The 13622-nt window shown below is 63.7% G+C and carries 10 protein-coding genes and 2 pseudogenes; 3 read left to right on the plus strand and 9 right to left on the minus strand.

The window, feature by feature from the left end; translation table 11 throughout:
• Window positions 1-179: 179 nt before the first annotated feature.
• Window positions 180-887 (minus strand): hypothetical protein, encoded by a 708-nt coding sequence (locus tag AC6I1W_RS01920; protein WP_202726139.1) that lies wholly within the window; start codon window positions 885-887, stop codon window positions 180-182.
• A gap of 97 nt (window positions 888-984) precedes the next feature.
• Here AC6I1W_RS01920 and AC6I1W_RS01925 point away from each other — a divergent pair, with 97 nt between their 5' ends.
• A complete protein-coding gene (locus AC6I1W_RS01925) occupies window positions 985-2352 on the plus strand; it encodes an MFS transporter (RefSeq protein WP_016666440.1) in 1368 nt (455 codons plus the stop codon).
• 135 nt (window positions 2353-2487) lie between these two features.
• Here AC6I1W_RS01925 and rplI read toward each other — a convergent pair whose 3' ends face one another.
• The 4 genes from rplI to rpsF all read right to left on the minus strand — a co-directional run bounded on the left by rplI (window position 2488) and on the right by rpsF (window position 4332).
• A complete protein-coding gene (gene rplI, locus AC6I1W_RS01930; protein ID WP_004809776.1) occupies window positions 2488-2937 on the minus strand; it encodes a 50S ribosomal protein L9 in 450 nt (149 codons plus the stop codon).
• A gap of 14 nt (window positions 2938-2951) precedes the next feature.
• Window positions 2952-3191: a 30S ribosomal protein S18 gene (gene rpsR / locus AC6I1W_RS01935; protein WP_004809778.1), complete on the minus strand. Its 240-nt coding sequence runs from the start codon at window positions 3189-3191 to the stop codon at window positions 2952-2954.
• 145 nt (window positions 3192-3336) lie between these two features.
• Window positions 3337-3927 carry a single-stranded DNA-binding protein gene (locus tag AC6I1W_RS01940; RefSeq protein WP_016666441.1) on the minus strand — a complete coding sequence of 197 codons (591 nt, stop codon included), beginning with the start codon at window positions 3925-3927 and terminating at the stop codon, window positions 3337-3339.
• Window positions 3928-4041: 114 nt separating this feature from the next.
• Window positions 4042-4332 (minus strand): 30S ribosomal protein S6, encoded by a 291-nt coding sequence (gene rpsF / locus AC6I1W_RS01945; protein WP_016666442.1) that lies wholly within the window; start codon window positions 4330-4332, stop codon window positions 4042-4044.
• Window positions 4333-5053: 721 nt separating this feature from the next.
• Here rpsF and AC6I1W_RS01950 point away from each other — a divergent pair.
• Both AC6I1W_RS01950 and AC6I1W_RS01955 read left to right on the plus strand, forming a co-directional pair.
• Window positions 5054-6946: pseudogene (locus tag AC6I1W_RS01950) on the plus strand (S8 family serine peptidase); the annotation flags it as partial.
• Window positions 6947-10117: 3171 nt separating this feature from the next.
• Window positions 10118-10306 (plus strand): annotated as a pseudogene (locus AC6I1W_RS01955) (hypothetical protein); the annotation flags it as partial.
• A gap of 143 nt (window positions 10307-10449) precedes the next feature.
• Here AC6I1W_RS01955 and AC6I1W_RS01960 read toward each other — a convergent pair.
• The 4 genes from AC6I1W_RS01960 to AC6I1W_RS01975 all read right to left on the minus strand — a co-directional run bounded on the left by AC6I1W_RS01960 (window position 10450) and on the right by AC6I1W_RS01975 (window position 13561).
• Window positions 10450-10833: a rhodanese-like domain-containing protein gene (locus AC6I1W_RS01960; RefSeq protein WP_065673118.1), complete on the minus strand. Its 384-nt coding sequence runs from the start codon at window positions 10831-10833 to the stop codon at window positions 10450-10452.
• Window positions 10834-11020: 187 nt separating this feature from the next.
• Window positions 11021-11482 (minus strand): PTS sugar transporter subunit IIA, encoded by a 462-nt coding sequence (locus AC6I1W_RS01965; RefSeq protein WP_016666445.1) that lies wholly within the window; start codon window positions 11480-11482, stop codon window positions 11021-11023.
• Window positions 11483-11518: 36 nt separating this feature from the next.
• Window positions 11519-12787 (minus strand): PTS fructose transporter subunit IIC, encoded by a 1269-nt coding sequence (locus tag AC6I1W_RS01970; protein ID WP_270237020.1) that lies wholly within the window; start codon window positions 12785-12787, stop codon window positions 11519-11521.
• Between the two features lie 402 nt (window positions 12788-13189).
• Window positions 13190-13561: a hypothetical protein gene (locus AC6I1W_RS01975; RefSeq protein ID WP_270236975.1), complete on the minus strand. Its 372-nt coding sequence runs from the start codon at window positions 13559-13561 to the stop codon at window positions 13190-13192.
• Window positions 13562-13622 lie beyond the last annotated feature (61 nt).

The following is a 13622-nucleotide window of genomic DNA, read 5'->3' on the forward strand; positions in this document are numbered from 1 at the left end:
CTGACGCGACAATTTTCGTCCTCACGGGTCACGCGGACTAGCCGAATCGGCCTCTTGGGCCATCCCCTTTGCCGCTCTGGACAGTGAGAGCCCTCAGGAAGAGGCCAGCCCCCGGTAATGCCTTCCGACAAGGCGTCCAAGGCGACGGCTGATACTCCTCGGCGATTTTCACCGCCAGGTCAAGGCCACAGGGCGTACGTCTGACCATTCCCGACGCACCAGACGGAAATCCCCATCACCCCGACCTCGAGAGGCACGACATCGGCCAGGAACTCGACTGCTCTGCCCCGTAACTCAGGCGGAACCTGGTACCCCATCGTGACGTGGGGATTCCACCACCGTGGCCCGTAGTAGTTGAAAGCGGTAACGCCCACCTCGGTCAACCGACGATGCAGAGCCTCATGGGGTCTCCGGAGCGTCTCCGGAACCCGCGAGGCGCGAAAAACGTCAGCCGCAGCCGGAGAGGAGCACGATTCGGCACCTTCTCCCTGCGAGGTGTCAGAAATCGTCGTGGGGGTGAGGGGGCCAGAGACAGCGGCGGGGGCAGGGACGCTGGTGTCCGACCAGGCCACCTCAGGGCGGGTGACGTCGGGGCGAGTTGGGTGGTGAGGGCACAGCGCCACCACACCATCAGAATTCGGCAACTGGCACGAGGTCGTCAGCGTCACTCGCTCCGGCCACCCGACGTCGACGAGATCAGAATCAACTCCATTCATGGTCGAGACCGCCGCCACCGTGACGTGGGCAGGCTCGCGCAGCACCGGAATCCCCGCTGCCATGAGCTGGTTCCGGACATCACGAAGTACCTCCTGGGCCTCGTCATCGAGGGTGAGGGACAACGTGTGAGTGAACACAACGCCAGGCTGCCAGTCGCTGTCTTCTGTCACACCTCACCCCAATCTTGTTACAAATCTGTTACCAACGTCACACTTTCCACCCATTTACGGCATAGTTCCGATCACGATGCCAAAGGAGGCGCCAACAGTGGCACGTGAAACACAACTGGTCCGTGAGGAACACAGCCTCGGACGGGCTGCACTCAACACTCTCAAAGGGTGCCTGGGAAACCTCGTCGAGTGGTACGACGTCTACACCTACACGGTCTTCGCAACATATTTCCAGAACCAGTTCTTCAGCCCTGAGGACAAGAACTCGCGCATCTACGTCTATGCCGTGTTCGCCATCACCTTCCTCATGCGTCCGCTGGGTTCTTGGTTCTTCGGGCGCTGGGCCGACCGGCACGGACGTCGCTCCGCCCTCACCTTCTCGGTTCTGGTAATGGCCTCCGCCTCATTGGTTGTGGCGATCCTTCCTTCTCGCAACCAGATTGGTATGTGGGCCGCGGCGCTCCTCATCATCTGCCGTATTGTCCAGGGATTCGCCACCGGTGGCGAGTACGGCACCTCCGCAACGTACATGTCGGAAGCGGCTGTTCCTAATCGTCGCGGCTTCCTGTCATCCTTCCAGTACGTCACCCTCGTTGGTGGCCAGGTCATCGCCCAGGCCGTCCTGCTCATCGAGACCGCAACGTTGACCCACGACCAGATCGCCACCTGGGGTTGGCGTATCGCCTTCGGTATCGGTGGCCTCGCGGCCGTCGTCGTACTCTGGATGCGACGCACCATGGACGAATCCCTCACCGAGGAGCATCTGGAGAACATTCGCACGGGCCTGGACCGCGATTCCGGCACGATGCGCACCCTGCTGGTCGATCACTGGCAGCCGCTACTGCTGGTCTTCCTCATCACCATGGGCGGCACCGTCTGCTTCTACACCTACTCGGTGAATGCCCCCGCCATCGTGAAGTCCACCTTCAAGGAGCAGGCAATGACGGCGACCACCGTCAACCTCATCGCGCTGATCTTCCTCATGTGCCTGCAGCCAGTCGGCGGCCTCATCTCCGACAAGATCGGCCGCAAACCGCTGCTGGTCTTCTTCGGCGTGGGCGCCGTCTGCTACACGTGGGTGCTCATCGCCTTCCTCCCCAAGGCCACCAATCCCTTCGGCGCCTTCGGCCTGCTGTTCGTCGGCTACATCATCCTGACCGGCTACACCTCGATCAACGCCCTAGTGAAGTCCGAGCTCTTCCCGGCCAAGATTCGCGCCCTCGGTGTCGGCCTCGGCTATGGCCTCGCCAACTCCTGCTTCGGTGGCACTGCCCCGCTCATCTACGAGGCCTTCAAGGAACATGACAACGTGACGTGGTTCATCGTCTACGTGACGACCCTGACCTTCATCTCGACCTTGATCTACATCTTCGGGCTCAAGAACAAGACGGCCACCCATCTCGATCACGAGCAAGGGCACGCCTGGACACACAACGATGAAACGCCCCCGCCGGCAGCCCGCTGACCCCCAGTGGCCATGCGGTAACCCCCGCGCGGCACACAATGGAGTCAGGCTTCGTCATGACTTTCGCCGGTGGTGACGCAACAAAAGGAGGGCACCCACATGGGTGCCCTCCTTCATGTCTGCGTGTGCATCAGATCACGCGGCAGGAACGGTCTCCACCGTGACGTGACCCTTGATGGCGTCATGCAGCTTGACGCCGACGGTGTGCTTGCCGATGGTCTTGATCGGCTTGCTGATCTCGATGGTCCGCTTGTCGAGGGCGGGGCCACCAGCCTTCTTGACGGCCAGGGCGATGTCGGCAGGGGTGACGGCACCGAACAGACGACCGCTCTCGCCGGCCTGGACGGTCACCTGGACGACCAGGTGCTCCAGCTGAGAACGGACCTGCTCGGCCTCCTCCTTGGAGTTGATCTCCTTGGCCTCGCGGGCGCGGGTGATGTCCTTGATCTGGGCCTCAGCACCGCGCGTCCACTTGATGGCGTAGTTTTGCGGCAGCAGAAAGTTACGGCCGTAACCGTCCTTGACCTCAACGATGTCACCGGGGACACCGAGCTTGGCCACCGGAGCAGTGAGAATGAGCTTCATGTCTTTCTCCCTTCTCAGCGAGCCGTCGAGGCGTACGGGAGCAGTGCGAGCTCGCGGGCGTTCTTGATCGCGATGGCGACCTTGCGCTGATCCTGGACCGACAGCCCGGTGACGCGACGAGCGCGGATCTTGCCTCGCTCAGAGATGAACTTGCGCAGCAGGGCAGTGTCCTTGTAGTCAACCGCGCCGATGTGCACGGTCTTGACGGGGACGACCTTCTTCTTGTTCACAGACTTGCGCTGTGGACCGGCCATTGTGGTGCTCTCCTTCGTGTGAAAGCCCGGCTCTCGCCGGAATGTGCCTTGTCCGTGGCCCCATGCGGGGCACCGAACCTGATGTTTCTTGTATCGATGACGCCGGTGATCGGCGGATCGGATCTCCCGATCAGAGACCTATCGATCAGAACGGGGGTTCATCGGTCTGGGCCGAGGCCCAGGGATCGACTCCGCCGCCGCGGTTGGCATCACCGTTGTTATAGGACCCCTGGTTACCGGAGTTTCCACCCCAATTACCACTCTGGCCGCCATTACCGCCGGACCAGCCGCCATTGCCGCCACCGGGGTTTCCGCCCCAGTTGCCGCCCTGGCCGCCACCAGCATTGCCACCCCAGTTGCCTCCGCCGGAGGACTGGTTGCGAGCCACCTTGGCCGAGGCGAACCTCAGCGACGGACCCACCTCGTTGACGTCGATCTCGTAGGAGGTACGACGGTTGCCGTCGCGGTCCTCGTAGGAGCGAGCCTTGAGGTTGCCGTTGACGATGACACGCATGCCCTTGGAGAGGGACTCGGCGACATTCTCGGCGAACTGGCGCCACACGGAACAGTTGAGGAACATTGCCTCACCGTCGCGCCACTCGTTGGTCTGTCGGTCGAAGGTTCGCGGGGTCGATGCCACCGTGAAATTCGCGACAGGCACCCCGTTAGGGGTGAAGCGCAGCTCAGGATCAGCAGTCAAGTTGCCAATCACCGTGATGGGTGTTTCGCCAGCCATGTCACTCTCCGCGGTTCGGGGTTTTGCGAATCAATGGTTCCAGTGTGCCGCTCACCTAGGACAGTCTTCGGAATCTCCCGAAGGACAGCGGCGAACAGCGCGGGTCCTCGATCCTCAGTGGATCTCGGGACGCATGACCTTGGTGCGCATGACCTTCTCGTCGATGGCGAGAAGACGGTCCATCTCCTGGATGGTTGCGGGCTCACAGGTCGCGTTGATGACGACGTAGATGCCTTCCGACTTCTTCTGAATGTCGTAGGCCAGGCGGCGCTTGCCCCACACGTCGACGTTGTCGACGGTGCCCTTCTCGTCAGTGATGACCTTCAGGTACTTCTCCATGAGGGAATCGACCTGACGCTCCTCGGCGGTCGGATCAATGATGATCATGACCTCGTACTTACGCATACGCTGACTCCACCTCCTCTGGTCTCAGCGGCCACGAGTACATCCCGTGGCAGGAGGGCGAATGCCACCGATCGGGGTCTGCCCGACCGGCCAGCCGCCACTGTGGACAGCCAATTGAGCAGCATACCGGCTGGGTCGTCGTTCTCCGAATCCTCGGGACTCATCGCCGGCCGCCTCACCTCCATGACGCCCAGAATCCATGATCCGCGTAGCGCGAGGCCACTTAGGTCGCCCTAAGCAGTTGGTAACGATTTCATCAATTTCTTCTTCGAGGTCTCGCGCTCATCGGGGCGATCCGACAGAGTTCTCCCCAAAGCGGCCGGAACTGCACCCGAGGATCCGACATACGGGCACCATGTCTGCTGTGCCAGATCTTTGGACAATCTGTCTGCCACGTATGCGAGCCCGGGAGGTCCGGCCGCAGTGTCAAAGAAAGACGGTCACACATATGCGTACATCTCGAGGAGGAGGACTGCTCGCAGGCATTGTTGCGCTGGCGCTGGCAGCTACTCCGGCCGCGATGGCCGCCCCGAGTCCAACACCACCGCCCCTCTCTCCCCCTCCCGCGGCTCAGAAACAGTCCGAGAAGGTCAAGGTCATCGTACTGCTGAAGGGGCAGCCCTCCGGACGCGGAGTTGAGAAGACCAATCTCGCCGAGCTGAGCCGCACCATCAGTGCCATTCAGTCCAAGGTCCCGATCAAGGTTGACCGCCGATTCGGCATGCTCCTCAAGGGGTTCTCGGCCTGGGTGGAGACCTCTGACATCCCCGCTCTGGAGGCCCAGCCAGGCGTCGCCTCCGTCAAGCCGGTGCGCGCTTACAAGCCGGTCGATGACGACGCCAACCTGGCGACCGGGGCCACCGCAGCTCGCAAGACCGGACTCGACGGACGAGGCACTGTCGTCTCCATCGTCGACACCGGTATCGACATCAAGCACCAGGACATGCGTCTCGACGCCGAGGGCAAGGCCGGCGCCAAGCTCAAGGCTGCTGACGGATTCACCGACAAGGTGCCTTATGGCTACAACTTCGCCGACCGCAACACCAACGCCAAGGACACCACTGCCTCCCAGCACGGCATGCACGTTGCCGGCATCGTGGCTGCCAACGGTGGGGCTGACGCTGACGCCGTCACCAATGGACGCGTCAACGGCGCCGCCCCCGAGGCCCAGTTGCTCGCCATGAAGGTGTTCTCCAACGATCCCGCCAAGTCCGGATCGGCCTACACCGATGACATCGTCGCCGCCATCGAGGAATCGGTGCGACGCGGCGCCGACGTCATCAACATGTCCCTCGGCTCGGCCGATGGCGTGGACTCCGCCGACCAGGGCGAGGCCCTCGCCATCGCCAACGCCCAGCACGCCGGCGTCCAGGTCATCGTCGCCGCCGGCAACGACGGCCTGTCGACCTCCGCCCAGGGCAACGAGGTCGACGCCCTCGGGCTCCTCGACAACGGAGCTCTCGGTAGCCCCGCAGCTGCCCCGGCCGCATGGTCCGTCGCCTCCATCAACAACGTCCACAAGGTCGTCACTGCCGCGAAGGCCACCTGGGAGGGCGGCTCCGCCGACGTTGGATACCAGCAGCAGGCTGGCCCCGCCGACTTCGAGACTCACACGCTGGTCGCTGCCGGCATCGGCAAGCCCGACCAGGTCCCCGCCGAGGTCAAGGGCAACTGGGCCCTCATCGAGCGCGGTGAGATCTCCTTCGCCGACAAGGTGAAGAACGCCGTCGCCAAGGGTGCGACCGGTGTCATCATCTTCAACAATGCCGGCGGCGGGAACGATATCCCCGGCATGGCAGGTATCGAAGGCTCCACCGTCCCGGTCTCGGGCATGGGACATGACGACGGCCAGAAGCTCGCCGACGTCATGAAGTCCGGCAAAGAGGTGTCGATCCAGCTCACCAAGTCCAACAAGCTGGTCGACAACCCCGATCCGTTGCTCGCCTCGAGCTTCACCTCGTGGGGTGCCACCCCGGACCTCAACTTCAAGCCTGAGATCGCCGGCATCGGCGGATCGGTCTACTCGACCCTCAACGACAACAAGTACGGCGTCATGTCGGGTACCTCGATGGCCACCCCGAACGTCGCCGGACTGTCGGCCCTCATGCTGCAGTCCCTCAAGAAGACCAACCCTGGCCTCTCCCGTGTCGCAGCGGACTCCACCCTGCGCACCGCGATGTCGAACACCGCCGAGATCCTCACGTACTCCAACAGTGTGCCGCTGGCTCCCCGTCAGATCGGCGCCGGCCTCGCCCAGGTCGACCGTGCCGCCAAGACCCGCGTCCTGGCGACGGTCAACGGCAAGCCCAACGCCGCTCTCAAGGAGATCACCTCGGCCCGCAAGGTCAACGTCGTCCTCACCAACCTCGGTGACAAGCCGCAGACCTTCACCACCAGCCAGACCTGCGTCGTCAATGAGGATCACAGCGGTGAGAACCCGCTGACCTCGTGCTCGACCAGCGAGAAGGCGACCGCCGCGACCAACACCGTGACGGTTCCGGCCCACGGCACCGCCAACGTCTCCTGGACCGTCACCCCGAAGACCGGTGACGCCCACTGGATCGAGGGCTGGTTCAAGTTCTCGTCCACTGATCCGTCCCAGCCCGATCTGGCCCTGCCCTACATGGGCTTCGTCGGCGACTGGAACGCCGAGAACATCATCGACACCCCCGTCTACTCCAAGACGCCGTCGCTGATGTCCCAGGTCTTCGGCGAGAAGAACCCGCACAAGACCGTCCTGGCCAGCAAGGCCTATGGCTCGATGACCATCGAGCGCGGCGTGGGAGCCAACTTCTTCTCCCCCAACGGCGACGGGATGCTCGACACCATCTTCGCCCAGACCCTGCTGCTGCGTTCGGCCCAGGAGCTCAAGTTCTCCGTCGTCGACGCCAACGGCAAGACCGTCCGCGAGCTCGGTTCGGACCGCGACCTGCAGCACATGCTGCTGAGCAGGCTCGCCGGCATCCGGACCAACGCCGCCGAGAGTGATCCCGATCGCGGCTGGGACGGCAAGGTGTGGGACGCCAAGAAGGCCGCTTTCGTCACCGCTCCCGAGGGCAAGTACACCTTCAAGGTGCAGGCTCGTCTGTCGCCGAACTTCAGCTGGCAGACCGTCGAGATGCCCTTCGTCCTCGACGTCACCGCCCCGAAGCTCGCCACCTCGGTGCGCGCCAACGCCGACGGCACCGCCTCGGTCATCGTCAAGGTGACCGAGGCGGGTTCGGGTGCCGGCCCGGTCGCCGCGCGCGATGGCTCGGGCAAGATGTTGACCGCCGACACCAAGTCGGTGCCCGGCGCGACCGTCTTCACCGTTGCGAACCCGGCTGCGGCCAAGTACGTGCAGCTCACTGCCGTCGACCGCGCCTTCAACACCGCGACCTCCGTCGTCATGCTCGACAAGACTGTCCTGGCCACCCCCGACTCCCTGCCCCAGGGTGCCGTCGTCAACGCCGAGACCCCCGACTCCTCAAGCTTGTTCCAGGTCGAGAAGCAGGCCTTCCTGCGCAAGGACAAGACCCTGCCTATCCGCGGTGTCGTCTCCGCCCAGGTTGCCAAGGTGATCGTCACCGGGGTTGACGCCACGATCGACGCCGACCACCACTTCACCGCGATGGTCGGATGGACCGAGGGACACAACAGCTACGAGATCGTCGCCTACGACGCCGCCGGCAAGGTCCTCGACCGCTCCACGACGTGGATCGACGTCGACCTCAAGGGCCCGCAGCTCACCGCTGACGCCGCTCGCAATTCGCAGAGCCTCGTCACCATCAAGGAGGACGGCACCGTCGACGTCTCGGGCACCGTCTCCGACGACCAGGCCAAGGTTGGCGACCAGCGTCGTCCGCTGACGGTCATGATCGACGGCAAGAAGGTCCAGGCGAATGCTGACGGCACCTTCAAGGCGACCGTCGCCCCGGGCAAGTCAGCCACCCAGGTCGTCGTGGCTGCCAATGACGGAGTGAACGTCACCACCGTCCCCCTGCCTCTCGACCGCCCGGTCTCCGAGGACAACGCCTTGCGCATCACCTTCGACAACCCGGCCATGGCTGATCCGAACTCCCCGTTCGGCCAGCAGAACGTCTTCCTGGACGGCAAGGATCCCAACGTCGACACCAAGTCGAACCCTCGCACCTACACGATCTCGGGTACCTTCAACCGTGCTCCGAAGTCCGTCACGATCGAGGGCAAGGAGGTTCAGCTCGATTCCAAGCTGCACTTCTCCGTCAAGGTGCCGATCAACCAGGGCCTGACGAAGATCAGCTACACCGTCACCGACACCACCAAGGACGCCAAGATCCTTGAGAGTGCATGGCGAGTGTTCTACGACAGCCGGGTGCCCGGCATCGAGCTGGATCGTCCGCGTATCGCCGAGGATGGTGCCATCTACATCACCACGCCGTCGCAGGACGTCACCTTCGCCGGCCGGGTGTGGGACAACGCCTTCGGTTACAACCTGGCCATCAACGGCAACATCGTCAGCAACTTCTCCAACGTCTGGGATCCGGGCGCCAAGATCAACAAGCGCGGATTCTCTGAGGATGTCACCGCCTCTGACGGCGACCGCATCCTGCTGGGTCTCTACGACCTCATGGGCAACGGCCTGGAGCAGATCATCCCGGTGATCAGCGACACCGGGGCTCCTGACGTCGAGGTTGTCGGAGTCAAAGCTGGTGACGTGGTGTCCGAGCCGACGACGATCACCGTCAAGGCTTCTGACGCTCACCTTCGCAACATGAAGGTGACCCTGGACGGCAAGCAGGTCGCCTTCAAGGCCACGAAGGTGGTCCCCGCCGAGGGCGCCGAGGTTGCCTTCGAGGGTGAGCCGGACGACACCGGCGCCACCGCCCCGTCGACGTCCCCGTCCTCCGAGGCTTCCGCCGCTCCGTCGGCCAGCGCTCCGACCACCACCTCGGCTGCTCAGGCCGAGAAGGTCGCCGCCAAGGCTGCCGCTGCCCAGGAGGCCGTCGACAAGGAAGCTGCCAAGGATGACGCCAAGCCGGCCAAGACCGGTGAGGGCTACACCCAGCTGACGGTCGAGCTGCCGACCAAGGACCTGGCTGCCGGCGCACACCAGCTGGCCGTCACCGCCACTGACCGCGCCGACCGTCGTACCGACGTCGCAGTGCCGTTCACGGTGGACGCTGCTCCTCGCATCGAGGGGCCGGACGCCCTAGTCGTCAACCCCGACGAGAACGTCCTCGACCAGATCCGCGCTGCCTACAAGGTGGTTGACGATCTCGACGGCAACCTCGTCGTCAACGCCAACTTGAGCGGGCTCGTCATGGACCAGGCCGTCCCGGTCGTCCTGACCGCGGTCGACTCGGCCGGCCACGTCGCCACCAACACCGTGCAGATCACCATGCAGCGTCCGGAGCGGACCCTGACCGGTGAGTGCGGCTCGATGAAAGGTCGTTTCGCCAAGGATGACTCGATCTCGATCACCTGCCGCACCGACGCCAACGGGGACGTCATTGTCACCGTGAAGAATGCTGGACCGACCGTCAACGGAACGCTGACCCTCAATGTGCCGACCGATCGCAAGATCCTCGTCCTCGAGAATGGCAAGGTCGTCGGGACTGCGAAGGGCCAGGTCGTTAACGGCAAGGTTGTCCTCAACGCCCCGTCGAAGATCACTCTCGACTTCGTCGCCAAGAAGGCTGACGCGGGTGGCACCCAGCCAACCATTCCGGGCAAGACGAGGCCTGGACACGGCACCAAACCTGGGCACGGCACCGACCCGGGTCATGGCACGAAGCCTGGCCACGACACCAAGCCCGGTCATGGCAGCGAGCCTGGTCATGACACCGAGCTTGGCGACGACGGATCCAATGGTTCCGGGACTCCGCATCGTCACTACCAGCTGCCTTCCACCGGTGGTGACCCCGCAACTGGCCTGACCGGTCTCGCCGGACTCGTCGGGATGGGAGCGCTGGCCAGCATGGCAGTTGCAGCCATCCGCAAGTCGCGTCGCTGACGCCTAGCAACGCATCGCCCCTTCACCTGTTGGTGAGGGGGCGATGTTCGTTGTGGGGGTTCTGGCAGGGACTGAGATCGAGGCCTGCCGTGGGGGCTGTCTCCGTCAGGGGCCTGCCGACGATGCGTCGCGGTGGTGAGGTGTCAGCGGCCGCGTGGCGGCCCAGGAATGAGGATTTCCCCGCCGGCCCGCCATGCGCGCAGGCCGGATGCGAGGAAGTCGCAGGTGTAGCCCTTCTCCCGTACCCGGTCCACCAGGTGACCGGATCGGAAACCGGTGTCGCACACCAGGACGAAATGCGGATCGGGTTCAGCCAACGGGTCATCGCCATAGACTGCGGTGAACGGGTCGGCGATCAACTCCTTGGGGTTGATGAGCCGCGACCCAGGGGCGTGGCCGGCCTCATACTCGCGGGGAGTCCTGACGTCGACGAGAACTCCTCCCTTGGCGAGGATGTTGAGGACGTCGGAAAGCTCAAGGCCTCCCTCGGCCATTCCATGATTCATCAGCAGGTCGCGCAGTCCCATGTCTGCACAGTCTAGGGAAAGTGACCGAACGGTGATTCACACCGTCTCGTACTGGGTGGCGACTCACCCGATGGCGAAAATTCCCGGCATGGCAGGGCCCGGGAAGCGTCGATGCGCGTTCCCCGGGCCTGCTGACGAAAATGGTCACTCTCTGATCGACGCTGTCTGTCGACGAGCGGGCTGTGACTCAGGCGCTGATACCCTCCAGCACCGCGCGAATCTCCTGCGGAGTCGAAGCCGACATCAGGCGGTTGCGGAAATCAGCCTTGACGAGATTCCGTGCCAGGGAGGCCAGGATCCGCAGGTGCTCGTTGCCAGCTGCGGCCGCGGGAACAGCGATGAGGAAGACGAGGTTGGCCAAGGAACCGTCCGGGGCTCCCCAGTCCACTCCCTCGTCACTGCGAGCAAAGGCCAGGGCCGGACGATCGACGCCATCACACTTGCCGTGCGGAATCGCGATGCCGTCACCCAGGCCGGTGGTTCCGACGTCCTCACGGGCGCGGACGGCCTTGATGAGCACATCGCGGTCGACCAGCGCGCCGCTGGCACCGATGAGGTCAACCATCCTCTCGATGGTGTCATTCTTGTTCCCTGCACTCAGGGACAGATCAATCGATCCTTCGGCGAGCAAATCTGCAATCGTTGCCATGTTGTTTCTCCTAACGATGTCGTTGTGGGGTCAAGGTCACGCCGCGACGGCACGTTCCTTCTTCCGAGCTGCTGCTTTCTTGAGGGCCAAGGACATGAAAGCCGTCACCAGAGCACCGATGATGATCGCGGCGAAGAAGCCGAGGATGGGGCTGCACGCGCCGAGTACGCCGACGATCGGTCCGCCGTGCATGACGACGTCGTGCACCCCGAACATGCCGGCCAGCACAGCGGCAACGGCTCCACCCACCATGTTCGACGGGATGACACGGGCCGGGTCAGCTGCGGCGAACGGGATGGCACCCTCGGTGATGCCGAACAGACCCATGAAGAGAGCGGCGATACCGGCGTCACGCTCCTGCTTGGTGAACAGATGACGACCCATGAGGGTGGCCAGGCCCATGCCGAGCGGGGCGACCGGGATGGCGGCTGCGGCCAGACCCATGACCTTGCCCTGGTCGACGGCGATCATGCCGCCGGCGAAGAGAAAGGCCACCTTGTTGACCGGCCCGCCCATGTCGAAGCTGACCATGAGGCCGATGATGATGGCGCCGATGAAACCGGTGTTGAGGCCGGTCTTGGCTCCGTCGGGGGCAGTCGTCGTCAGGTAGGGGAACTGATCGCCGCTGTTGGCGATGAAGCCGGACACCATGCCGACGACGAGGCCGGGACGGTCAGCGATGGCCTGAGCTATGAAACCGGCGAGCACCGGAATCATGAGGGAGAAGGCCAAGGTTCCGATCTGCAGGATGGTCTGCCAGAAGCTGCCCTCGGGGACGGCGACGCCGCCAGCAGTGGGTTTGCCACCAATGCCCAGGGCCAGGGCGATCATGATGCCGCCGCAGACCACGAAGGGGATCATGTGGGAGACACCGGCCATCAAAGCGGCGTAGAGGGTATGCCCGACGGAGCCCTTGTCGTCCTTGCCGGGCTTGGCATGGGTGACTCCAGCGGAGACCTCGGCGGACTCGGTTTCGATCTCCTCCTTGGTCCCGCCATGAACGGGGGCGGACAGGGCCTTCTCCATGAGTTCGGCCGGACGGGATATGCCGTCCTGAACACCGGTGACGAGGACGCGCTTGCCGTCGAAGCGGGACAGGTCGACCTCGGTGTCAGCCGCGATGATGACGGCATCGGCCTCACGGATATCCTCGGCGGTCAGCTCGTTCTCGACGCCGATCGACCCCTGGGTCTCGACCTTGATCTGGTCACCAGCTTCCTTGGCCGTCTCCTCCAATTTCTCGGCTGCCATGTATGTGTGGGCAATACCGGTCGGACACGCTGTGATTCCGATGTATTTCTTCATCGTTCTCCTTGATGTGGGGGTGCGCTCGCCCGTCATTGTCGGGCCCTGGTGTGACTCGTTGTTGTCGGCGTCAATGTCCGACGTAATCAGATCCGTCAGGCGACTGGGGGCTCTCCACACCACAACGAGCGGGTCCTCACGAATCTCCTCGCCAAACCAGGCACGTTCGGTCATGCTACCTGCCACCTTCTGCACGATCCCCATCGACCTTGAGCTGTCCTCGAGCCGAGTCCTCGAGACCCCGCCAGCACGCGGCGAGAGTCTCCCGGTGACAAAAATCTCCGCCTCACCAGGCACCTACGCACTGGAGTGCCTGGTCCGTGCCCGTGCTGACGAAAAACGTCAAGGAGAACCAACGAATAGGTCAGGCTCCATCACGGCTTGCCGATCCGCTGGTGACCTTCAGCCCTTTCGGGTGCGATCGGAGGTCACGGGCCTCTGGACATATGTCGCGTCGTCGTCAAGACCCTTGCACGGTGGCTGGATCTGGCCGCGTCCGCCAACCCGCCTTTCCCAGGCACGATCGACGGCATTCTCGTTGGCGGCGAACCAATCCCGCAAGGTGGAGCGAAGAACGGACTCCACGGACATGTGAGCCGCGTCGCCGGCGAGATTCACCGCCTCGGTCGGATGCTCGTTGAGATCGTAGAACTCACTCGGACCGTCCGATCTGTCAACTAGCTTGGGGGAGCCGTCAAGAATCATCCGACCGCCGCCATATTCGTCATAACTGATCACGGAGGCCTCGGCGTCATCGGCTTTCTCGCCAGCCACCAACCCGGCAGGGCAGCATGCTCGCCCGTCACACCGATTTGCCACGCGAGCTGCAAAGAAC

This window comes from Cutibacterium sp. KB22876 (assembly GCF_059728865.1).